Here is a 21,487-nt window from a genome sequence, read left to right on the forward strand (position 1 = left end):
GCCTCGTCGCCGGCGCGGCCCACCCAGTCGGTGGCGTCGCCGAGCGCGGACTGCGCGGAGGCCAGATCCGCTTGCGCGGTGATCGCGCGGTCCAACGCCCGATCGGCCATGCCCTGCGCGGTCTGCAACTTCGGCCAGTAGGTATGCAGCGCCTGCGCGCAGAGGGAATACGAATCCTCCAGCTTCGTCAGGTTGTCCGGGACACCGTCGAACTCACGGCGGAACGCGTCCGCCGACAGCCCCGCCCACTCCAGCATGGCGCGCTCACCCGCCATGCCGCGAATCTTGCCGAGAGCCTCGCCGACGTCATCGGCGAACTCCTGCAAGTCATCCGCGAGTTCGCGCACCTCATCGGGATCGCCAGGCGTCGGGTCGCGATCCATGTCCACCGGCGTCCAGTCAGACGGTCGCACCACGACACTCAACCCCCCGGTCTACGCACGCGTTGTGACGAAATATTAGGTAATTGCTATGACCGTATCAATCGTTCGTCACCGTGATGCGCCTGTCTCTGACACCCTGTGCGGCGATGCCCAATCCATCCTTCTGGGAGGGGCGGTCTCCTCGGCAAAGCGCCAGCTCCGGTGACGCGGGCGGAGGTTGGGGCGAAGGGTGGTGGCGAGGCGGTGGTGACGACGAGCAGGTCCTCCGCCCAGTGCGGTCCCGTGCCCGGGTGGTGGTGGAGGACCTGCCGGGGCGCGAGTTCCTCGGGGCATTTCGCCCAGCGCGGCACGTCCCGCAGCGGGGCGCCGTCGAGGGCGGCGGCGTGCAGGAGGCAGGACAGCCATGTGCAGGCACAGGTGTCGGCCATGTGCCGGTAGTGGGCGGCGCCTCGTCCTGGCCAACGGAGACCGGCACCCAGGTGCCGGCGACAAAGGCCCGGCCACGCAGCTCCGCGGTGAGGGTGCCGGCCGCACCACGTGATTCGGTGACCAGCGCAACGACTGCTGCCCGGGAACCAGTTCCCGCGGGTCGAGGGTGACGACGGACCCTCGGCGGGTCCGCGACCATCAGCAGCAACCGGCCCCGGCCGACCCGCCCGACGCCCCCAGCACTCGGAGACCGTGAAGATGCGCGGTCGAGCAGGTTGACGGCCGTGCCGCCGCCGCGAGCGAACCGCACGGGCACCACGACGCACTCGGCCGCCCGTACTCCCCGCGCCCCTGCTCGTTCTTCCGGCCCAGCACGCGCCAGGCGTGCCCGAGCAGGCTCAGGCGGGTGAGAGAGCGGTCACCGGGCCACCCGGGGCGCCCAGCTCGACGGGCACGTCGAACGGGCCACGGCTCAGCTCCCCCACCCGCCAGTCGCCGTCCTTCCAGCGCAGCTCCGTGCGGCCCATCTGCCCACGGGTCCCGATCCCGGCCGAGGCGTCCGAGGCGTCGGGCGAGCCCAGTAGGCACGGCATCCGGAAGTCGACGACCGGCCGGCTGTCGGCGTACTCCTCAACGCGGTCGGCCCCCAGCGCGGGGTGGCAGCGGAAGACGGACGCGCCGTCATCCGCCCGTTCCGTGATCGAGGCGACACTGGTAGCCGGCGCCCGCCTCACCCGACTCTGCGCGCAGCCGCTGAAGTGAACGTCGGGGCGTGCCGTGCCTGCTGCTGCTGCTGCTGCTGCTGCTGCTGCCAACGGCCGGTACGCGCCGACCGGCATCGGAAGTTGCCGCATCGGATCTGTTGCGATGTCGCGTGCCGTTCGAGCGTCGGCTCCTCAGGAGCGTTCCGCCCTCCCATGTCAGCGGGCAGCGCTAACCTCGGACGAACGGTTCCCCCATGACCCACGACAAGGCCCCGCCATGACCCGCGCATCTGAGACACAGCCAGCTTCTCTTTCACTCACAGAAGGCAAAGGAGTGGCAAACCCCTCCTAACGCCGCAGGTCAAAAAGGGTCCTCCCCGCGCGAGCGGGGGTGTCCCGCGGGTGGCCGGCTGCCCCCGCTGCGAGGACCTGTCCTCCCCGCGCGAGCGGGGGTGTCCCGTCACGACTGACGACGAGGAGGGGTGGGGCGAGGTCCTCCCCGCGCGAGCGGGGGTGTCCCGGGCAGCGCGGAGCGCGGTGATTCCCATCGGCCCGCGCCTCCAGCTTCTCCCGGGCACAACATGCGACCCACCCGAACGAGCGCGCCCGTTGCCCGGCATTCGGACGATGAAGGTGAGCAGCCGGGTCTCTGCGGTGGGTTTTCATGACTGACGCAAACGGATCGCCAAGCGCCGGGCCGCCAAGGAACGATGCCACCGTCTGCGCGACGAGCTCCCGGCGCGCGGGGCGTGTCGCAACAGCCTAGTGGCCGACGCCCACGTCGACCCGCTGAGCGAGGAGCAGCGGGCGCGGGCCGCACGCAGGGCGTGGGGTGGAGCGGAGTCCGCCCGTGCCGGGGCGAGGGCGTCGGGCCGCGATCGCCCGGTTGATCGGGCAGACCGAGCGCGACGTGCGTGACCTCTTCAAGGGCGAGTTGGCAGCGCGCGCGGCAGCCGGCAGCCCGGGGCGCGTGCGGAGCCCGACGACACCCTCGCTCAACTGCGGGCGTCCAGCGGGCCGTAGACGAGGTCGCTGCGGCACGCGACGCCTACGCCGAAGCGAGCACCGACGCGCTGCCGCCGCACGTGGAAGGCACGTGGCCGAGCGGACAGGGCGCTGGGCGCTTCGCCGAGGTGCGCGCGACCACCGGGCTCGTTCCGCCCCGTCCCGTCCGCGGCGCGTCCAGCGCACCGTGCGCGACAGGCGCGGAGCCGGAGGCGATCAGGCACGTTGACGCGTGCCGGCCCGGTTCGCCGCACGTCACCCGGACACGGAAACCGTCCACCAGCCGTAACACCTCTGAGCGCTCTTTCCCGTCCGGCGTCGCCGGAAAGCCACTTCGTGCGGTGGCTTTCCGGAAGCGTGGCCCTTCATTTCTCCTGCCCTTCCCCCACGGAGCCGATCAGCCATGCTTCTTCCCGCGAGCCCCACCTGAGGCTCACCGACGTACTGACCGAACTGGACATCGCCCGAGCCGCCTTCCATCGGGGTCGGGAACCGGCAGCACTCCAGGAGCTTCCCCCTGAAACCCCAGGCCGACGGCCGCCGGTCCGAGCCGAGGGGGCGCTCCGCCGCGGCGAGCGCTACGACACGAACACCGGGCTGCCGGCTTCCGAACTGCGGGCTCTGAGGGGCGCGGTCACCTGGTATGACCACACCCGCGCCTTTGTCGACCGCGAGCGGGAGACGATCCCCGCCAATTCCCGCCGCGACGGCTCTTCCGCACCGGCCGCGAGGGTGTCCTCCAGGAGAGCGGCTACGGCGAGGTCTGGGCCCGCGCGCGCGAAGCGGCTCTGACCGAGGAGGAGGCGGCCACACGACTCGCCCGCCGCCCCTACGACCTGCGGCACGCGGGCGTCTCGTTCTGGCTCAGCTCCGGCGTCGACCCCGCCGAGTGTGCCCGCCGCGCCGGGCACAGCCTCGCCGTGCACTTCCGCGTCTACGCAAAGGTCCGCGCCCAGAGCGAGGAACGCTCCAACCACCGCATCGAGACCGCCATGAGGGAATGGGACGCGTCGCAGCGGTAGGCACGGAAGCACCCCGAACGCGAAGGACGTCTGGGGGACGCATGGGGGACACGGGCTGACACGCACCGAGATACCCTCGGGGCGAAACGGCACATAGAGGGCTTTTCGACTCTCGCCCGTTCGAACACTCCCAGCCCAGCAAAAAGACCCCCCGCCCAGCCGTAGTCGCTGGTCAGAGGGCCTTAATCGCACTGTGGCGGCGCCAGGATTCGAACCTGGGAAGGCTGAGCCGGCAGATTTACAGTCTGCTCCCTTTGGCCGCTCGGGCACACCGCCTTGCTGCGGTTAAACCATACCCGATGGGTGGGGGTGGTTCGCCACTCGGTTACGCCGGGTCGAACGGGGGCGGCGGTGGCTAGGCTGTCGGCGACCGTGTCCGATCCGGATGTGTGAGGAGCCCACACCACCATGGCCGACTCCAGTTTCGACATCGTCTCCAAGGTTGATCGGCAGGAGGTCGACAACGCCCTCAACCAGGCCGCCAAGGAGATCTCCCAGCGCTACGACTTCCGCGGGGTCGGCGCCTCCATCGGCTGGTCGGGGGAGGCGATCGAGATTCGGGCCAACGCCGAAGAGCGGGCGAAGGCCATTCTGGACATCTTCCAGTCAAAGCTGATCAAGCGCGGCATCTCGTTGAAGGCGCTGGACTCCGGGGAGCCGCAGGCGTCGGGGAAGGAGTACCGGCTGGTCTCCACCGTCAAGGAGGGCATCTCCACCGACGACGCCAAGAAGGTCGCCAAGCTGATCAGGGACGAGGGCCCCAAGGGCGTCAAGGCCCAGGTGCAGGGCGACGAGCTGCGGGTCAGTTCCAAGAGCAGGGACTCCCTCCAGGAGGTGCAGCGCCTGGTGAAGGAGGCGGACTTCGACTTCGCGGTGCAGTTCGTCAACTACCGGTGACCTCGGGGCCGGTGGGCGCGGCGTCAGGGGGCGATCAGGAGGTGGCATGAGCGTGATCCGTCCGCTGCGCGCGGCGTTCGAGGCGGCCTGGCGGCCGCGCGCGGCCGAGCCGGTGGCCGCGGTCGACGACGGCGGCGGCCCCACGGGCGACGCCGTCGTCGACTGCGCGGTCTACCGCGATGGGGTGCGCCACCCCGGCCCGCGCGATCCCGCCGCCGCCATCGCGCGGGTGCGGCGCCGGGGCGCGCGCGGGATGTTCGTGTGGATCGGCCTCTTCGAGCCGACGGAGAGCGAACTGGCGGGTGTGGCCGAGCAGTTCGGCCTGCACCCGTTGGCCGTCGAGGACGCCGTCCATGCCCACCAGCGGCCCAAGCTGGAGCGTTACGACGAGACCTTGTTCATGGTGCTCAAGACGGTGCGCTATGTCAGCCACGGTGAACTGACCTCGACCAGCGAGGTGGTGGAGACCGGCGAGATCATGGTCTTCGTCGGCGCCGACTTCGTGATCACGGTGCGGCACGGCGCCCACGGCGCGCTGGGCGCGCTGCGGCGGCGGCTGGAGGAGGACCCGGAGCAGTTGGCGAAGGGCCCGGCGTCGGTGCTGCACGCGATCGCCGACCAGGTGGTCGACCACTATCTGGACGTGGCGGCCGACGTCAGGAAGGACATCGACGAGGTCGAGTCGGCCGTCTTCGCCGACACCAGGGGCGACGCCTCGCAGGTGGGACGGATCTACCAGCTCAAGCGCGAACTGCTGGAGCTGAAGCGGGCGGTCACGCCGCTTGACCGGCCACTCCAGCAGCTGTCGGAGACGCCGATCGGGGTGGTCCACCCGGAGATCCGCAGCTACTTCCGGGACGTCGCGGACCATCTGAGCCGGGTCTCCGACCAGGTCAACGGGTATGACGCCCTGATCGACTCGATCCTCCAGGCGAACCTGGCGCAGGTGCAGGCGACGCAGAACGAGGACATGCGCAAGATCACGGCGTGGGCGGCGATCATCGCCGTGCCGACGATGGTCTGCGGGGTCTACGGGATGAACTTCAAGCACATGCCGGAGCTGGGCTGGCGGTTCGGCTACCCGCTGGTGCTCACGGTCATCGCGACGGCCAGCTGGCTGATCCACCGGGGGTTTCGGCGGAACGGCTGGCTCTGAGCCGCGAGCGAGGGCGCCGGGGAACGGGCGCGGGGCGCGCACGCCCGGCGCGGGCGCGGGCGCGGGGCGACGCGTGACGGGAGCGGGCGCGGGGCGACGCGCGACGGGAGCGCACGGCGGGAACGGGCGACTGGTTCGCGAACGCGACGGGTCGCGTGGCGCCGAGAACCGGCGCGTGCCCCGAGGCGGTGCGCCGCGGTGCGCGCCCCGGGCGCGAGGCCGGAGGCGCGCTCCGGGCGGTGCGCCGACGGGGTGTCGGGTCGCCGACCGGCCCGAACCCGCCGGGGAACCGACCGCGCCCCCGGGTGTGATCTCGCACACGCTGTCGAGCCGGGACGTGCGCTGGTCGCGACCTCCGGCACGCGCTCAGGGGGGTGCCCGGTGGTCGCGGCGGCGGCGGACGGGGGTGGCGGCACGAAAGCCGGACATGGCCGTTACGGATCAACAGCAGCGCTGAGGGCTTCCATTCCTTAGCCTTGCGGACATGAACGATGCCATCCTCCAGGCGGTCGAGGACTTCGTCGCCACCCCCTGGGTGTATCTGGCGTTGTACGCCATCGCCATGCTCGACGGATTCTTCCCCGTGGTGCCCAGCGAGACGCTGGTCATCACCCTGGCGGTCTTCGCTGCCGCGAACGGTGAGCCCAATGTGGTGCTGATCATCGTGGTGGCCGCGCTGGGCGCGTTCACGGGGGATCACATCTCGTACTACATAGGGCGGAAGTCCGGCGCGCGGATCTACGCCAAGCTCAAACCGGGCTCGCGCACCCGCAAGGCGTACGACGCGGTGGCCAGGATGCTGGAGAAGCGCGGCGGCCTGGTGCTGGTGGTCGCCCGCTACATCCCGGGCGGGCGGACGGCGGCGACGCTGACCACGGGGGCCACGGGCTACCCGCTGCGTTCGTTCACGCTCTACGACACGGTCGCCGCGATCTCCTGGGCGGTGTACTCGACGGCCATCGGCTACATAGGCGGTCACGCCTTCGAGGAGGAGCCGCTGCGCGGCGTGATGCTCGGGCTCGGTCTGGCGCTGGGGATCACGCTGCTCCACGAGGGGATCCGCTATCTGCGGGAGCGCTATGTGACCGCGAAGAAGGGCGAGGGGGCGCGCGAGGAGGAGGAAGCCGCCGGCGCGCGCGCCGAGGAGGCCGCCAAGCGGCAGTGAGCCCGAGACGGGGACGCGCGCCGAGGGCCCGGGAGAAGGAGGATCTCCCGGGCCCTCGGCGCGTTCCGGCGTCCCGACACACGCGGGCCGCCGGTGGCACGGGCCACCACCGGTGGGCAGGGCGGGGCCCCGGGGCTGTGTCGGGCTGTGTCGGGCTGTGTCAGACGAACGCGGTGATCGGGGAACGCCGTCAGACGGGCACGATCTCGCGCCCGAGCGGCATCAGGGAGACCGGAATCATCTTGAAGTGAGCGATGCCAAAGGGGATTCCGATCACGGTCACGCAGAACGCGACACCGGCGGCGATGTGGCCGAGGGTGATCCAGATGCCCGCCACGATCAGCCAGATCACGTTGCCCACTCCGGAGGCCACCCCGGCGTCGTGCCGGTCGGTGACGCGGTAGCCGAACGGCCAGAGGGCGTAGCGGGCGATGCGGAAGCAGGCCAGGCCGAACGGGATGGTGACCACCAGCACGCAGCAGATCGCGCCCGCGATCGCGTAACCGAGTGCCATCCAGAGGCCGGAAAAGATGAGCCAGATAACGTTCAGAAGGGTTCGCACCCAGACAGCATGGCGTCAACGCCCGCCGCCCGCCATCCTTTCCAGCCGGGCGATCCGTTCGGTCATCGGCGGGTGGGTCGCGAACATCCGCGCCATGCCCTCGCCCCTGCGGAACGGGTTGGCGATCATCAGGTGGCTCGCCGTCTCCAACTGCGGCTCGGGGCGCAACGGCAGCCGCTGGGTACCGGCGTCCAGCTTCCGCAGCGCGCTGGCCAGGGCGAGCGGGTCGCCGGTGAGCCGGGCGCCGGCCGCGTCCGCCTCGTACTCGCGGGAGCGGCTGACCGCGAGCCTGATCAGCGAGGCGGCGATCGGCCCGAGGATCATCACCAGCAGCATCCCCACCAGTCCTGGCCCCTCCTCGTCGTCGCGGCCGAGCGGAAGAAACCAGGCGAAGTTGACCAGGAACATGATCACGGAGGCCATCGCCCCGGCCACCGAGGAGATCAGGATGTCGCGGTTGTAGACATGGCTCAGCTCGTGTCCGATCACCCCGCGCAGCTCGCGCTCGTCGAGCAGGCGGAGGATGCCCTCCGTGCAGCAGACGGCGGCGTTCCTCGGGTTCCTTCCGGTGGCGAACGCGTTGGGCGCCTCGGTGGGCGAGATGTACAGCCGGGGCATCGGCTGGCGGGCCTGGCCGGCCAGCTCGCGGACCATCCGGTAGAGGCCGGGCGCCTCGAACTCGCCGACCGGGCGGGCGCGCATGGAGCGCAGCGCGAGCTTGTCGCTGTTCCAGTAGGCGTAGCCGTTGGTGGCCAACGCGACCACCAGGGCGATGAGCAGCCCGGTGCGGCCGAAGAGGCTGCCGATGACCAGGATCAGTGCGGACATGCCGCCCAGCAGTGCGGCCGTCCTCAGTCCGTTGTGCCGGCGGTGCACGGTGTGCCCTCCAGATCGCGCGCGTGGGGGTGCCCGGATCATCCCGGATGGCGGGTATCTCCACTCTCAGTGGACACTCCCGAAGTGCACAACGCCACACGAAGGGGATGCGTTCCCGAGCGCCCCGGGCGGCGGGCCCCGGGCGTGCCGGCGACGCCCCGCCCGCGCCCCGCCGGCACGCCCGGCTACAGCCCGCCGTTCGTCAGGGTCAGGACCAGCTGCGGCACGACGGAGAGGGCCAGCGCGACGCCGGCGGCGAGCGCGATCGCGACGCCGGGGGCGAGCGCCCGCCGGCCGGGGACGCGCGACGGGGCGGCCGTGGCGGCGCCCCCGCCGGTCACGGGCACGGACGCGGCGGGGCCGGTCGCGGCGGGGTCGGTCGCGTTCGCGGGCACGGTCACGGCGAGGTCGGTCGCGGCGGGGCCCGTCCCGGCCTCGTCCGCCGGCTGGAAGAGCAGCGCCGTCCAGCGCAGGTAGTAGGAGAGCGCGACGACCACGTTCACCGCCAGCACCACCGCCAGCACCCCGAGCCCCGCGTCGACCGTCGCGCGGAAGACCGCCACCTTGGCGAAGAGCCCGATCACGCCGGGCGGCAGCCCCGCGAGGCAGAGCAGGAAGAACGCCATCGCCAGCGCGGCCAGCGGACGCCGGGCGAAAAGGCCCCGAAAGTCAGCGACGCGGCGGCCGTCCCCGCTTCCCGTGGCGCGCGCGTCCTGAACGACGAGTGCGAGCACGGCGAACGCCCCCAGGTTCACCGCGCCGTACATCAGCGCATAGGCCAGCGCGGCGCCGACCGCGTCGCCCCGCCCCGCGGCGCCCTCGACGTAGCCGGCGGCGGCCAGCGGCACCAGCAGATAGCCGGCCTGCCCGACCGAGGACCAGGCCAGCAGCCGCACCGCGCTGTGCGCGCCGGCGACCGCCGTGCGCAGCGCGACGACGTTGCCGACGGTCATGGTCAGTCCCGCGAGCACCGCCAGCGGCGGGCCCCAGGTGTCGGCGTGGGCCGGGAAGGCGACGGTGGTGACCAGGGCGAGGCCGGCGAGCCCGGCCGCCTTGCCGACGACGGAGAGATAGCCGGCGACCGGCAGCGGCGCCCCCCGGTAGGTCTCGGGGACCCAGAAGTGGAACGGCACGGCGGCGATCTTGAAGACGAAGCCGACCAGGGTCAGCGCGACGCCCGCCTTCGCGAGGGTCGCCAGCCTGGGGTCGGCGTCGGGCAGCGCGGTGGCGATCTCGCCGAGGAAGAGGCTGCCGGCGCCCGCGTAGACGAAGCTGACGCCCAGCAGGCCCACGGCGGTGGCGGTCACCGAGGAGAGGAAGAACTTCAGGGCCGCCTCCGCCCCGTCCCCGCCGCGCCGCAGCCCGACCAGCGCGTATGCCGGCAGCGTGGTCACCTCAAGGGCGAGCACCAGGGTCGCCAGGTCGCGCGCCGCCGGCAGCAGCGCCGCGCCGGAGGCCGAGGCGAGCAGCAGGAACCAGAACTCGCCGCCCGGCAGCCCCTCCCTTTCCCCGTCGCCCTCATCCGTCGAGCCCAGCTCGGGGACGGTCAGCAGCGCCGAGAGCAGCGCGCCGCCCAGTACCAGCAGTTGGACGACCAGCGCGAAGCGGTCCGCCGTGTAGGAGCAGAGCCCGGGGTCGTCGGCGAGGCAGAACGTGGCGCGGTCGTCGTCCCACAGCGGCAGCAGCGCCAGCAGCGCCAGCGCCAGGCCGCCCATCGCGAGCCAGGCGAGCAGGTTCCGGCGGGACGCCGGCAGGAACAGGTCGGCGACCAGCACCGCCACGGCGGTGACCGCGACGACCAGCGGGGGCGCGAGGGCGGCCCAGTCCACGTTCTGGATCAGGTTCATCGGACGACTCCCGGCAGAAGGAGCTGCACGGCGGGATCGGTGAGGTTGACCAGCACGGCCGGCCAGAGCCCGGCCAGCACGGTGAGCGCGACCAGCGGCGTGTAGACCGCGTACTCGTGCCCGGCCAGGTCGGGCAGCGGCTTGACGCCCCCGGCCGGCGTCGGCCCCATGCAGACGCGCCGCACCACGAGCAGCAGATAGGCGGCGGTGAGCAGGGTGCCGAGGGCGGCCACCGCGAGGTAGGTCCAGAACGCGGGCCTGCTGAGTTCGTCGCCCGGGTGGAACGCGCCGAGCATGGCGAGGAGTTCGCCCCAGAACCCGGCGAGCCCGGGCAGCCCGAGCGAGGCGACCGCGGCGAAGGCCAGCAGCCCGCCGAAGCGCGGTGCGCGGCCGTAGAGCGCGGCGCCGGCCTCGCCGGCGAGGGCGCCGATGTCGGTGGAGCCGGTGCGTTCCTTCAGCGCGCCGACGAGGAAGAACAGCAGCCCGGTGATCAGCCCGTGGGCGACGCCGGCGAAGAGCGCGCCGTTGACCCCGCTGTGGGTCATGGTGGCGACGCCGAGCAGCACGAAGCCCATGTGGCCGACGGAGGAGTACGCGATCAGCCGCTTGAGGTCGCCGCCGGTGCGCACCAGGGACAGGCAGGCGAGCGACCCGTAGACGATGCCGACGACGGCGAACGCGCCGAGGTAGGGCGCGAGGACCCGCATCCCCTCGGGTGCCACCGGCAGCGCGATGCGCACCAGCCCGTAGGCGCCCATCTTCAGCAGCACGCCGGCCAGCAGCACCGAGCCGACGGTGGGCGCGGCGGTGTGCGCGGCCGGCAGCCAGCTGTGCAGCGGCCACATCGGGGCCTTCACGGCGAGCCCGAGGCCGATCGCCAGCACCGCGAGGATCTGGGTCGTCCTGGTCAGCCCCGAGCCCTGGGCCTGGGCGAGCGAGAGCATGTCGAACGTGCCGGCCCGCAGCCCGACCAGCAGCAGGCCGAGCAGCATCAGCACGGAGCCGAGCACGGTGTAGAGCACGAACTTCCGGGCCGCCGCCGCCCGTTCCGGCCCGTTGCCCCACCGTGCGATCAGGAAGTACATCGGGATCAGCACGGTCTCGAAGGCGAGGAAGAAGAGCACCAGGTCCAGCACCGCGAAGGTGGCCAGCATCCCGGTCTCCAGGAGCAGCAGCAGCGCGACGAACGCGCGCGGCCCCGGCGTGCCGGGGCCGGTCGGCGGCCGGAAGTAGGCGTGCAGCGCGGCGAGGAACGTCAGCAGCGCCGTCATCACCAGCAGCGGCAGCGAGATCCCGTCGACGCCCAGGTGCAGCCGGACGTTCCAGGCCGGCACCCAGGCCACGTCGGTCTCGGCCTGCACCGCGCCGGCGCGGGCGTGGTCGAAGGCGAACGCCAGGACGACGGTCATCGCCAGCACCGCGCCGGTGACGGTCACCCCGTGCCGCAGCACGTCGCGTTCGGGCCCGCCCGGCCCGCGCAGCCCCGGGGGCGCGGGCAGCAGCGCGGCGAGGGCGCCGACCAGCGGCAGCCCCAACGCGGCCAGCAGCAGAGCCTGTTGGGCGGTCCCCGAGAGCGTGATCACAGGTCAGTCCCCCACCGCGACGAGCACGGCGGCGACGCCGAGGACCAGGGCCCCGGCGACCAGCGCGCTCAGATACGTCTGGACGTTGCCGGTTCCCGCGCGGCGGGCCAGCGTGCCCAGCAGGCCGGGGGCGCCGGCCGCGCCCCGCACATAGGTGTCGATCACCGCGCGGTCCAGGTGACGGACCAGCCCGGCCGCCGCGTCGACCGGCCGGACCACGACGGCGGCGTAGACCGCGTCCAGGTGGAAGCCGGCCTCGGCGTGCCGGGCCAGCGGCCCGAGCAGCGCGGGCGCCGGGTCCTCGGCCTGGGCGCTCTCGTAGGCGCGGCGCCAGGTGGCGTAGACGGCGGTGCCGCCGAGGACGGCGGCGCCGGTGGCCAGCACGGACGTGGTCAGGGTCGGGGCGAGCGAGCCGCCGTCGAGCCAGTCGGACAGCTTGCCGTAGGCCAGCCCCAGCAGCAGCGAGGGGACCATCAGCACCCAGAGCACGCCGGTCATGGCGGAGGAGGCGCGTTCGCCGGGCGGCAGTGACTCGACGCGGGCGTCGACCGGGTCGTGGAAGGCGAGCAGCCACAGCCGGGTGGCGTAGGCGGCGGTAAGCAGCGCCGTCGCCAGGCCGGCGACCAGCACGATCCAGCCGGCGGCGGCGGGCGCGGCGAGGCTGGAGGAGACGCCGTGCTCGTTGTCGAGGGCGGCGTGCTCGGCGGCGCCGATGACCGCCTCCTTGGAGAAGAACCCGGCGAACGGCGGGACCGCGGCCAGCGCCAGCAGGCCGACCGTCGTCGCCCAGAACGCGTCGGGCGCCCGGCGCCGCAGCTCCCGCATCCGGGACATGGCGGCCAGCGAGCCGGTGCCGGCGGTCTGGATCAGCACGCCGGCGGCCAGGAAGAGCAGCGCCTTGAACGCCCCGTGGGTGAGCAGGTGGAAGACCGCGGCCTCCCGGTCGGCGACGGCCAGGGCGCCGGCCATGAAGCCGAGCTGGCCGATGGTCGAGTAGGCCAGCACCCGTTTGATGTCGTCCTGGGCGAGCGCGGCCAGCGCCGACCCGACCATGGTGAGCGCGGCCAGCGCCGCCAGCACCACCAGGGCGGCGGCCGAGGCGGCGAAGACCGGCAGCAGCCGGGCGACGAAGTAGACGCCGGCGGCGACCATGGTGGCGGCGTGGATCAGCGCGGAGACCGGCGTCGGGCCGGCCATGGCGTCGGGCAGCCAGGTGTGCAGCGGCAGTTGCGCCGACTTGCCGGCGACACCGGCGAGCAGCAGCAGCGCCACCAGCGTGGGGTGCGACAGCTCGAAGCCGGAGAGGGAGGAGGAGAGCCGCGCGACGATGTCGCTGATCCGGAAGCTGCCCGCGTCCGAGGCGAGCGCGAGGATGCCGATCACGAACGGCACGTCGCCCAGCTTGGTGACGAGAAACGCCTTGAGCGAGGCGGAGCGCGCGGTGGCGGTCTCCCAGTAGTGGCCGACGAGGAAGTACGAGCAGATGCCCATGACCTCCCAGCCGACGAGCAGCACCACCAGGTCGTCGGTGTAGACGACCAGCAGCATCGCCGAGGTGAAGAGGGAGACCAGGGCCGCGTACGAGGCGTAGCGGGGGTCGCCGCGCAGATAGCCGGTGGAGTACAGCTGCACGCAGCCGGCGACGACGGCGACCAGCACGGCCACCAGGACGGCGAACCCGTCGAGCCGGACGGCCAGTTCGACCGGGAGGGTGGGGTTGCCGGTGGGCGTCAGCTCGGTGGAGGCGAGCAGCGGCTCCCGGCCGCTCTGCCGCACGGCGACGAACACGGCGAGCGCGGCGGAGGCCAGCGTCGGCACCACGGCCAGCGGCTGGACGTAGCCCGGCGCGCGGCGCCCGGTCAGCAGGATGACGGCGGCGGCCAGCGCGGGCAGCAGCGGGACGAGGACGGCGGCGGTCGTGGTGTTCACGTGGTGGTGGTCTCCCGGCTCGCCGCGCCCTCGGGTCCGGGTTCGGGACCGGCGCGGTCGGGTTCGTTCCCGTCGCGGTCGGCCAGCGCGCGCAGCCGGTCGACGGCGGAGCTGCCGCGTTCGCGGTGGACGAGCAGCACGATGGCGAGGCCGACGCCGATCTCGGCGGCGGCCAGCGCGATGAGGAAGAGGGTGAGGACCTGGCCGGAGTGGACCTCGTCCCCGAGCCACACGTCGAAGGCGACCAGGTTGAGGCTGACGGCGGCGAGCATCAGCTCGACCGACATCAGGACCAGGATGGCGTTGCGGCGGGCCAGCACGCCGTAGACCCCGACGCAGAAGAGCAGCGAGGAGAGCACCGCCGGATAGACCAGGTGCATCAGCGCCCGCCCCCGTCCGCCGGTGTGCCGGCGCGCGCCCGGCGCGCGCGGGAGAGGGCGATGGCGCCGACCAGCGCGGCCAGCAGCAGCACCGACAGCGCCTCGAACGGCAGCACCCAGGTGCGGAAGAGGCTGTCGCCCAAGGCGTCGGACCGGCCGTGGGGTTCGTCCAGGTCGATCCAGGTGGTGCGGAACGCGTCGACCACGAGCGTCACCAGGCAGGCCGCCGAGGCCAGCGCGACGGCGAGCGCCACCGGGCGGTTGCCCGAGTCGGCGTCGGGCGAGGGGCCGATGGGGGCGCGGGTGAGCATCAGCCCGAAGAGGAGCAGCACCACGACCGAGCCGAGATAGATCAGCACCTGCACCCAGGCCACGAACTCGGCCGTCAGCAGCAGGTACTCGACGGCCAGCCCGCCGAGCGCCACGACCAGCCAGAGGGCGGCGTGCACCAGTTGCCGGGTGGTCACGCAGAGCACGGCCGCGCCGAGGACCATCAGGCCGACGAGGACGAAGACGATCTCCTGGCCCGAGGTCGAGAGGAGTTCCCGCTCGGTCATCCGCTCCCCTCCCCCGCGTCCGGCCCGGCCGCCCCGGACTCCGCGGCCCTGGCGGCCTTCTCGGCGGCCTTCTCCGCGGCCTTGCGCGCCGCGGCGATCTCCTTCGGCTCCTCCGCGGCGGGGTCGAGCGGCGGCGGCTCGGGCACCGTCCACATCCAGGCGCGCAGCTTCTCCCGCTCGTGGGTCAGTTCTGAGATGTCCGTGGTCGCGTACTCGAACTCCGGCGACCAGAACAGGGCGTCGAACGGGCAGACCTCGACGCAGATGCCGCAGTACATGCACAGCGAGAAGTCGATCGCGAACCGGTCCAGCACGTTCCTGCTGCGGTCCCGGCCGCCGGGCGTGGTCGCCGGCAGCGTCTCCTTGTGCGAGTCGATGTAGATGCACCAGTCGGGGCACTCGCGCGCGCAGAGCATACAGACGGTGCAGTTCTCCTCGAACAGCCCGATCACGCCCCGGCTGCGCGGCGGCAGTTCGGGCTGCGACTCGGGGTACTGGGCGGTGACCGCGCGCCGGGTCATCGTGCGCAACGTGATCGCCAACCCCTTGGCCAGCCCCGATCCCAGGCTCATCCAGTCACCACCTTGATCACTCCGGTGAACGCGATCTGGGCCAGCGCGAGCGGCACCAGCACGGTCCAGGCGAACTTCTGGATCTGGTCGGCGCGCAGCCGTGGCCAGGCGACGCGCGCCCAGATCACCACGAAGCAGAGCACGCCGGTCTTCAGCAGGGTCCACAGCCAGCCGAGCTGGTCCGACCAGGGACCGTGCCAGCCGCCGAGGAAGAGCACCGCGGTCAGCGCCGAGACGACCACGATCCCCGCGTACTCGGCGAGCAGGAAGAGCGCGAAGCGCAGCCCCGAGTACTCGGTGTACGCGCCGAAGATGATCTCCTCCGGCGCGATCGGCGCGTCGAACGGCGGCCGTTGCAGCTCGGCGAGGCCGGCGGTGAAGAAGACGAAGGCGCCCACCAGCTGCCAGGGCACCCACCACCACTCGAACGCGTCGAGTATCCCCGGCAGGCTCAGCGTGCCGGCGGCCATCGCCACCGAGGCGGCGGCCAGCAGCAGCGGCAGCTCGTACGCCATCAGCTGGGCGGCCGTGCGCAACCCGCCGAGCAGCGCGTACTTGTTGGCCGACGCCCAGCCGGCGATCAGCGAGCCCAGCACGCCGACGCCGAGCGCCGCCAGCACGAAGAAGATCCCCGCGTCGACTGCCTGGCCGACCATGCCGTCGGGACCGAGCGGGATGGCGATCAGCACCACCAGATAGGGCACCAGCGCGACGCCGGGCGCCAACCGGAAGATCAGCCGGTCGGCGCCGTCCGGGATGGTGTCCTCCTTCTGGGCGAACTTGACGCCGTCGGCGACCAGTTGCGCCCAGCCGTGGAACCCGCCGGCGTGCATCGGCCCGACCCTGCCCTGCATGTGGGCCATCGCCTTGTGCTCCAACTGCCCGACCAGCAGCGGCAGCACCAGGAACGCCACCAGGACGGCGAGCACCCGCACGGCGACATCGAGCCAGTCCACTCAGCCCTCCCCGTTCCCCTCGGCGGCGTTCCCCTCGGCGGCGGTCTGACCGTCGGCGGCGTTCCCCTCGGCGGCGGTCTGACCGTCGACGGTCGGCCCGTCGACGGTCGGCGCGTCGACGGTCGCGGACCCGTCCGGGGCGTCGTCCGGCGGCACGTTCCCGCCCGTCGGTGCCTCGCGGGGCGCGGCCCGCTGGGAGGCCGAGCCCTCGCTCGCCGAACGGGAGCGACGCGGCCGCGCCGGCCGCCCCTCGCCCGCCGCCGCCCGCTGCGAAGCCGAGCCCTCGCCCGCGGCGCGCGCCCGGCGCGGCCGGGCCGGGCGGCCCTCGGCGGCGCCGGCGGCGCCGGCGGCGCGGGCGCCGGCGGGCGGCGCGGGGGCGCGGCCCTTGAGCGGGCCCCACTCGTTCGGATCCGGCACGCCGGGCGGCAGCGGCTGGCGGCGGCGCGGGGTCTCCCCGCCCGGCTCCTTGGCGCCCGGCCACTGCTTGGCCACCCGGGCGGCCAGCACGAAGTCCTTGCGCAGCGGGTGCCCCTCGAAGCCGTCGGGCAGCAGCAGCGGCTCCAGCCCCGGATGGCCGGGGAAGTCGACCCCGAACATCTCGTGGGTCTCCCGCTCGTGCCACGCCGCCCCCGCGAAGACCCCGGTCGCCGTCGGCAGCGACGGCGCCTCGTGCGGGACCGTGGTGCGCAGCAGCAGCCGGCGCGGCGGCGTGCCGAGGGCCACCACATGAGCGCAGACGCGCAAGCCCACGCCCGGCTCGTCCACGGCGCTCAGCCAGTCGAAGAAGTCGCAGCCCAGCTCGGCGCGGGCGGTCTCCAGCGCCGCCGGCCAGGCGTCCCCGGCGGGCACGTCGACCGTCAGCACCCCGTACGCCTCCTCGGCGACCGCGCCCTCCCCGAAGACCTCCGCCGCCGCGCGCGGCAGCCATCCGTCGGTCACGGGGCGTCCTTCCGCACCAGGTCGCTGGTGAGGGCGGCGGTCGAGGGGCGCGGCGCGTACCGTTCCGCGACCGACTCCTCGGCGATCTTCTCCTGGAGCTTGAGGATGCCCTGGAGCAGCGCCTCCGGCCGGGGCGGGCAGCCGGGGACGTAGACGTCGACCGGGATGATCTGGTCGACGCCCTTGGTCACGGAGTACGAGTCCCAGTACGGCCCGCCGCAGTTGGAGCAGGCGCCGAACGAGATCACGTACTTGGGCTCCGGCATCTGCTCGTACAGCCGCCTGATGGCCGGGGCCATCTTGTCGGTGACGGTGCCGGAGACCACCATCAGGTCCGCCTGCCGGGGGCCGGGGGCGAACGGGATGACGCCGAGACGGATGAAGTCGTGGCGGGACATCGAGGCCGCGATGAACTCGATGGCGCAGCAGGCCAGCCCGAAGTTGAAGACCCACAGGCTGTAGCGGCGGCCCCAGTTGAGGATCACCTTCATGGGCTCGGGCGCCAGCCGCGCCAGCGGCCCCAGGCCGCTTCGCGCCGGTCTCAGGTCCATGTGAGCACGCCCTTCCTCCAGGCGTAGAGAAGTCCGACGGACAGGAAGCCCAGGAAGACGAACATCTCCACCAGGGTCGCCGCGCCGAAGCCGTCGGCGGCGAAGACCGTGGCCCACGGGAAGAGGAAGACGGCGTCCACCGCGAAGATCACGTACAGGAAGGCGTAGATGTAGTAGCGCACCTGGGTGTGCGCCCAGCCCTCGCCCACGGGGTCGACGCCGCACTCGTAGACCATCAGCTTCTCGGGCGTGGGCACGGAGGGGCGCAGCAGCCGGCCGGCGAGGAAGGCGAACGCGACGAAGAGCACGCCGACCACCGCGACCAGACCGACGACGGTGTAGCCGTGGAAGTAGTCGGGCACGTTGGGGCCTCCGGCGACGGCGGGGAGGGCTGACGCACGGGAGTCTAGGCGGTCGTGGGCGCGTTGTGACCATGGCGGGCGCCCGGTGGCCGCCGGACGCGGGGGTGGGGGTAGCCCCACCGTGGATCACCGACACACCCCATGGTGCCGCTCCCGCCGACCCGGCAGTCTTGTCCTCATGATCAGCCGAGACACCCGGGAAGGCTCGCGCGGGCGGGTGGGTGAGCCGTTGCCCCCGCCGAGGTCGCCGCTGCCGGCGGCGACCTGGCGCGAGTGCGCCTACCTGCTCTCCAGCTGGCTGCTCGGGCTGGTCGCGTTCGCCTATGTACTGGTCTGGTTCGGCGCCGGGGTGCTGCTCTCGGTGACCCTGGTGGGCGTGCCGGTGCTGGCGTTCGGCCTGCTGGGCTGCCGGCTGATCGGGCGGCTGGAACGCGCCAGGGCGCGGGCGCTGCTCGCGGTCGAGGTGGACGAGCCGAGCCCGGCGCGGGCGCTGCGCCGCCCCGGTCTGCTCAGCTGGCTGTGGGCGCTGCTGAGGGACCCGGTGGGCTGGCGTTCCGCGCTCTTCGTCGTGGTGCGGCTGCCGTGGGCGCTGGTGACGCTGGCGATCACGCTGCCGGCGTTCTTCGTCGCCTGGCCGGTGCTTCCGTGGCTGGCCCGGGGGCTGAGCCAGGTGGACCGGGCGCTGGTGCGGGTGCTGCTGTCGCCGTCGGACGAGCTGGAGCGGCGGATCGCCGATCTGGAGTCGGACCGGATGGTCGTCACCGACACGGCCAGCGCCGATCTGCGGCGGATCGAGCGGGACCTGCACGACGGCGCCCAGGCACGACTCGTCGCCCTCGCGATGGACCTCGGCCTGGCCAAGGAGAAACTCACCCAGGACCCCGAAACCGCCGCCCGCATGGTCGACGAAGCCCACGGCGAGGTCAAACTCGCCCTCCAGGAACTCCGCGACCTCGCCCGAGGCATCCACCCCGCCGTCCTCACCGACCGAGGACTCGGCCCCGCACTCTCCTCCGTCGCCACCCGCTGCACCGTCCCCGTCACCATCGACATCGACCTCACCACCCGCCCCGCACCCGCCATCGAAGGCATCGCCTACTTCACCACCAGCGAACTCCTCCAGAACATCAGCAAACACAGCCACGCCCACCACGCCACCATCGACATCTGGCGCACCCACCACCGCCTCATGCTCCAAGTCACCGACGACGGCCAAGGCGGCGCCACCCCCACCCCCGGCAGCGGACTCGCCGGCCTCGCCGAACGCCTCACCGCCGTCGACGGCCTCCTCGCCATCGACTCACCCCACGGCGGCCCCACCACCATCACCGCCGAACTCCCCTGGCGCGACCGCGACGGGAACCGGCACGAAGGCAGGCCGGGACCGGCCGCGCCACCATCCGAAGGATCTGAGGAAGTGAACCCCCGATGAGCGTCCTGCGTCTGACCCTCGGCGCCCGCACCTGGCGGGAGGGCCTGTACGGGCTGCTGAACCTGCCGATGGCGTTGATCGGTTTCGCCCTCGCGGTCAGCGGCCTGGCCATGAGCGGCGGCCTGCTGGTCACGTTCGTCGGCCTGCCGCTGATGGCCGGGGTGCTGCTGCTGCTGCGTGGGCTCGGCACCCTGGAGCGCGGCCGGGCGCGGCTGCTGCTCGGCGTGGACGTGCCGGCGCCCGACCCGCTGCGGACCCGGGAGGGCAAGCGGGGGCTGCTGGCGTGGATCGGCGCGGTGCTGCGCAACAACGCCTCCTGGCGGGCGACGGCCTACGCGATCGTCCATCTGCCGTGGGCGCTGGTGACGTTCACCGCGGTCTCGGTGGTCTGGGGCCTCGGCTGGGGCTCGGTCAGCTACCCGCTGTGGTTCTGGGCGCTGGACGACAAGCCGGGCATCAGCGTCGACGGCGAGGGCGGCGGCTGGGTCTGGGACGGCCCGCTGGACCTGCTGTTCGTGGTGACCGTCGGGGTGCTGACGCTGGTCGCGGGGGCCGTCCTGATCCGGGCGACGAGCGCCGTGGACCGGGCGATGGTCTCCGCGCTGCTCGGCCCGTCCTCGGCTGCCGCCCGGGTGTGGCAGCTGGAGGAGGACCGTTCCGTCGTGGTGGACACCTCGGCCGCCGATCTGCGGCGGATCGAGCGGGACCTGCACGACGGCGCCCAGGCACGACTCGTCGCCCTCGCGATGGACCTCGGCCTGGCCAAGGAGAAACTCACCCAGGACCCCGAAACCGCCGCCCGCATGGTCGACGAAGCCCACGGCGAGGTCAAACTCGCCCTCCAGGAACTCCGCGACCTCGCCCGAGGCATCCACCCCGCCGTCCTCACCGACCGAGGACTCGGCCCCGCACTCTCCTCCGTCGCCACCCGCTGCACCGTCCCCGTCACCATCGACATCGACCTCACCACCCGCCCCGCACCCGCCATCGAAGGCATCGCCTACTTCACCACCAGCGAACTCCTCCAGAACATCAGCAAACACAGCCAAGCCCACCACGCCACCATCGACATCTGGCGCACACACCACCGCCTCATGCTCCAAGTCACCGACGACGGCCAAGGCGGCGCCACCCCCACCCCCGGCAGCGGACTCGCCGGCCTCGCCGAACGCCTCACCGCCGTCGACGGCCTCCTCGCCATCGACTCACCCCACGGCGGCCCCACCACCATCACCGCCGAACTCCCCTGGCGCGACCGCGACGGGACCAGTGGCGGTGTGCGCCCCCGGTGAGCGGGGGCGGGCGGGCGGCCCGGGGTGAGATGCTGAGAGCTGTTGGTTCGACACGGGGAGTGGGCTGGTGCGGGTAGTCATCGCTGAGGACTCGGTGCTGCTGCGGGAGGGACTGACCCGGCTGCTGCACGACCGGGGCCACGAGGTGGTGGCGGGCGTGGGCGACGCGGAGGCGCTGGTCACCGCCGTCGAGCGGCTCGCCGCGACGGGAAGCCCGCCGGACGTGGTGGTGGCGGACGTGCGGATGCCGCCGACCCACACGGACGAGGGCGTGCGGGCCGCGGTGCGGCTGCGGCAGCGGTTCCCCGCGCTGGGCGTGCTGGTGCTCTCGCAGTACGTGGAGGAGCAGTACGCGACGGAGCTGATCGCCGGTTCCTCGCGGGGCGTCGGCTATCTGCTGAAGGACCGGGTGGCGGACGTGAGCGAGTTCGTCGCCGCGGTCACCAGGGTCGCCGAGGGCGGCACCGCGCTGGACCCCGAGGTGGTCGCGCAGTTGCTCGGCCGCAGCCGCAAGCAGGACGTGCTGGCCGGGCTCACCCCCCGGGAGCGCGAGGTGCTGGCGCTGATGGCCGAGGGCCGCACCAACTCGGCGGTGGCGCAGCAACTCGTGGTGAGCCACGGGGCGGTGGAGAAGCATGTCAGCAACATCTTCATCAAGCTCGGTTTGGCGCAGAGTGACACAGATCACCGCCGGGTTCTGGCGGTCCTCACCTATCTCAACTCCTAGCCCGCTGACACGCTTGAGGAGGGGCGAACGACCGGCGCCGCACCGGAAGTCGGCCCACCGGGCGGGGCGCGTGGGGCAACGGGGGAACCGGGCGCGAGCACCGCGCGTGCTCACCGGTGGCGAGCGCGTGCGGCCGCTATGTGAGCTGGATGGGAAGGCAA

General features: G+C 72.7%; 20 protein-coding genes, 1 tRNA gene and 1 pseudogene. 7 read left to right on the top strand and 15 right to left on the bottom strand.

Translation table 11 applies throughout. The annotated features are described in order from the left end of the window. A partial coding sequence (locus CRP51_RS22375; RefSeq protein ID WP_342749097.1) for a WXG100 family type VII secretion target occupies positions 1–416 on the bottom strand: 416 nt, incomplete at its 3' end. Between the two features lie 794 nt (positions 417–1,210). Beyond that, the gene (locus CRP51_RS22385; protein WP_141514644.1) at positions 1,211–1,666 is read right to left on the bottom strand and encodes a hypothetical protein; all 456 of its coding nucleotides are present in this window, start codon (positions 1,664–1,666) and stop codon (positions 1,211–1,213) included. Between the two features lie 1,553 nt (positions 1,667–3,219). On the opposite strand from CRP51_RS22385, the pseudogene CRP51_RS30255 reads away from it, so the two are divergent. After that, positions 3,220–3,543, top strand: a pseudogene (locus tag CRP51_RS30255) (site-specific integrase); the annotation flags it as partial. A gap of 194 nt (positions 3,544–3,737) precedes the next feature. Here CRP51_RS30255 and CRP51_RS22395 read toward each other — a convergent pair. Continuing rightward, positions 3,738–3,819, bottom strand: a tRNA-Tyr gene (locus tag CRP51_RS22395). A gap of 132 nt (positions 3,820–3,951) precedes the next feature. Here CRP51_RS22395 and CRP51_RS22400 point away from each other — a divergent pair. From CRP51_RS22400 to CRP51_RS22410, 3 genes are all read left to right on the top strand, one after another. Beyond that, positions 3,952–4,440, top strand: coding sequence for a YajQ family cyclic di-GMP-binding protein (locus tag CRP51_RS22400; protein ID WP_097233111.1), 489 nt, complete (start codon positions 3,952–3,954; stop codon positions 4,438–4,440). A 46-nt stretch (positions 4,441–4,486) separates the two neighbouring features. Beyond that, positions 4,487–5,596 (top strand): magnesium/cobalt transporter CorA, encoded by a 1,110-nt coding sequence (corA, locus tag CRP51_RS22405; RefSeq protein WP_097233112.1) that lies wholly within the window; start codon positions 4,487–4,489, stop codon positions 5,594–5,596. 484 nt (positions 5,597–6,080) lie between these two features. Next, the gene (locus tag CRP51_RS22410) at positions 6,081–6,761 is read left to right on the top strand and encodes a DedA family protein (protein WP_097233113.1); all 681 of its coding nucleotides are present in this window, start codon (positions 6,081–6,083) and stop codon (positions 6,759–6,761) included. 190 nt (positions 6,762–6,951) lie between these two features. Here the strand turns inward: CRP51_RS22410 and CRP51_RS22415 are convergent, their stop codons facing one another. From CRP51_RS22415 to CRP51_RS22470, 12 genes are all read right to left on the bottom strand, one after another. Then, the gene (locus CRP51_RS22415) at positions 6,952–7,323 is read right to left on the bottom strand and encodes a YccF domain-containing protein (RefSeq protein ID WP_097233114.1); all 372 of its coding nucleotides are present in this window, start codon (positions 7,321–7,323) and stop codon (positions 6,952–6,954) included. A gap of 15 nt (positions 7,324–7,338) precedes the next feature. Beyond that, positions 7,339–8,199 (bottom strand): zinc metalloprotease HtpX, encoded by an 861-nt coding sequence (gene htpX / locus CRP51_RS22420; RefSeq protein WP_097233115.1) that lies wholly within the window; start codon positions 8,197–8,199, stop codon positions 7,339–7,341. Between the two features lie 185 nt (positions 8,200–8,384). Beyond that, positions 8,385–10,046: an NADH-quinone oxidoreductase subunit N gene (locus tag CRP51_RS22425; RefSeq protein WP_097233116.1), complete on the bottom strand. Its 1,662-nt coding sequence runs from the start codon at positions 10,044–10,046 to the stop codon at positions 8,385–8,387. Beyond that, positions 10,043–11,629, bottom strand: a complete 1,587-nt coding sequence (locus CRP51_RS22430) for a complex I subunit 4 family protein (RefSeq protein ID WP_097233117.1) — start codon at positions 11,627–11,629, stop codon at positions 10,043–10,045. Before CRP51_RS22430 ends, CRP51_RS22425 begins: the two co-directional genes overlap by 4 nt. A gap of 3 nt (positions 11,630–11,632) precedes the next feature. Next, the gene (locus CRP51_RS22435) at positions 11,633–13,558 is read right to left on the bottom strand and encodes an NADH-quinone oxidoreductase subunit 5 family protein (RefSeq protein ID WP_097233118.1); all 1,926 of its coding nucleotides are present in this window, start codon (positions 13,556–13,558) and stop codon (positions 11,633–11,635) included. Beyond that, on the bottom strand, positions 13,555–13,938 hold the full coding sequence (gene nuoK / locus CRP51_RS22440; RefSeq protein WP_097233119.1) for an NADH-quinone oxidoreductase subunit NuoK: 384 nt from the start codon (positions 13,936–13,938) through the stop codon (positions 13,555–13,557). Before nuoK ends, CRP51_RS22435 begins: the two co-directional genes overlap by 4 nt. Next, on the bottom strand, positions 13,938–14,495 hold the full coding sequence (locus CRP51_RS22445) for an NADH-quinone oxidoreductase subunit J family protein (protein WP_097233120.1): 558 nt from the start codon (positions 14,493–14,495) through the stop codon (positions 13,938–13,940). The genes nuoK and CRP51_RS22445 overlap by 1 nt, the downstream gene beginning before the upstream one ends. Continuing rightward, entirely contained in the window at positions 14,492–15,067 is a 576-nt protein-coding gene (locus tag CRP51_RS22450; protein ID WP_097233121.1) for a NuoI/complex I 23 kDa subunit family protein, read from the bottom strand. Before CRP51_RS22450 ends, CRP51_RS22445 begins: the two co-directional genes overlap by 4 nt. Next, a complete protein-coding gene (locus CRP51_RS22455; RefSeq protein ID WP_097233122.1) occupies positions 15,064–16,023 on the bottom strand; it encodes a complex I subunit 1/NuoH family protein in 960 nt (319 codons plus the stop codon). The genes CRP51_RS22450 and CRP51_RS22455 overlap by 4 nt, the downstream gene beginning before the upstream one ends. Further along, complete coding sequence (locus tag CRP51_RS22460; protein ID WP_097233123.1) at positions 16,024–16,962, bottom strand: NADH-quinone oxidoreductase subunit C; 939 nt, start codon at positions 16,960–16,962, stop codon at positions 16,024–16,026. It abuts the gene before it with no gap. Continuing rightward, complete coding sequence (locus tag CRP51_RS22465; RefSeq protein ID WP_097233124.1) at positions 16,959–17,513, bottom strand: NADH-quinone oxidoreductase subunit B; 555 nt, start codon at positions 17,511–17,513, stop codon at positions 16,959–16,961. Before CRP51_RS22465 ends, CRP51_RS22460 begins: the two co-directional genes overlap by 4 nt. Next, on the bottom strand, positions 17,504–17,875 hold the full coding sequence (locus tag CRP51_RS22470; protein WP_097233125.1) for an NADH-quinone oxidoreductase subunit A: 372 nt from the start codon (positions 17,873–17,875) through the stop codon (positions 17,504–17,506). Before CRP51_RS22470 ends, CRP51_RS22465 begins: the two co-directional genes overlap by 10 nt. 178 nt (positions 17,876–18,053) lie before the next feature. Here CRP51_RS22470 and CRP51_RS22475 point away from each other — a divergent pair, with 178 nt between their 5' ends. The 3 genes from CRP51_RS22475 to CRP51_RS22485 all read left to right on the top strand — a co-directional run bounded on the left by CRP51_RS22475 (position 18,054) and on the right by CRP51_RS22485 (position 21,326). Next, on the top strand, positions 18,054–19,307 hold the full coding sequence (locus CRP51_RS22475; protein ID WP_097233126.1) for a sensor histidine kinase: 1,254 nt from the start codon (positions 18,054–18,056) through the stop codon (positions 19,305–19,307). Then, a complete protein-coding gene (locus CRP51_RS22480) occupies positions 19,304–20,599 on the top strand; it encodes a sensor histidine kinase (RefSeq protein WP_097233127.1) in 1,296 nt (431 codons plus the stop codon). The genes CRP51_RS22475 and CRP51_RS22480 overlap by 4 nt, the downstream gene beginning before the upstream one ends. A 67-nt stretch (positions 20,600–20,666) precedes the next feature. After that, positions 20,667–21,326 (top strand): LuxR C-terminal-related transcriptional regulator, encoded by a 660-nt coding sequence (locus tag CRP51_RS22485; RefSeq protein WP_097233128.1) that lies wholly within the window; start codon positions 20,667–20,669, stop codon positions 21,324–21,326. The last annotated feature ends 161 nt before the right edge of the window (positions 21,327–21,487 follow it).

This window comes from Streptomyces zhaozhouensis (assembly GCF_900230195.1).
In the GTDB taxonomy this organism is placed as follows: domain Bacteria; phylum Actinomycetota; class Actinomycetes; order Streptomycetales; family Streptomycetaceae; genus Streptomyces; species Streptomyces zhaozhouensis.

Excerpts from the sequence above, each read along its gene's own strand:
- CRP51_RS22385 (WP_141514644.1), bottom strand. The coding sequence starts at position 1,666 with ATGCGGCAACTTCCGATGCCGGTCGGCGCGTACCGGCCGTTGGCAGCA.
- CRP51_RS22400 (WP_097233111.1), top strand. The coding sequence starts at position 3,952 with ATGGCCGACTCCAGTTTCGACATCGTCTCCAAGGTTGATCGGCAGGAG.
- corA (WP_097233112.1), top strand. The coding sequence starts at position 4,487 with ATGAGCGTGATCCGTCCGCTGCGCGCGGCGTTCGAGGCGGCCTGGCGG.
- CRP51_RS22410 (WP_097233113.1), top strand. The coding sequence starts at position 6,081 with ATGAACGATGCCATCCTCCAGGCGGTCGAGGACTTCGTCGCCACCCCC.
- CRP51_RS22425 (WP_097233116.1), bottom strand. The coding sequence starts at position 10,046 with ATGAACCTGATCCAGAACGTGGACTGGGCCGCCCTCGCGCCCCCGCTG.
- nuoK (WP_097233119.1), bottom strand. The coding sequence starts at position 13,938 with ATGCACCTGGTCTATCCGGCGGTGCTCTCCTCGCTGCTCTTCTGCGTC.
- CRP51_RS22445 (WP_097233120.1), bottom strand. The coding sequence starts at position 14,495 with ATGACCGAGCGGGAACTCCTCTCGACCTCGGGCCAGGAGATCGTCTTC.
- CRP51_RS22450 (WP_097233121.1), bottom strand. The coding sequence starts at position 15,067 with ATGAGCCTGGGATCGGGGCTGGCCAAGGGGTTGGCGATCACGTTGCGC.
- CRP51_RS22465 (WP_097233124.1), bottom strand. The coding sequence starts at position 17,513 with ATGGACCTGAGACCGGCGCGAAGCGGCCTGGGGCCGCTGGCGCGGCTG.
- CRP51_RS22475 (WP_097233126.1), top strand. The coding sequence starts at position 18,054 with ATGATCAGCCGAGACACCCGGGAAGGCTCGCGCGGGCGGGTGGGTGAG.
- CRP51_RS22480 (WP_097233127.1), top strand. The coding sequence starts at position 19,304 with ATGAGCGTCCTGCGTCTGACCCTCGGCGCCCGCACCTGGCGGGAGGGC.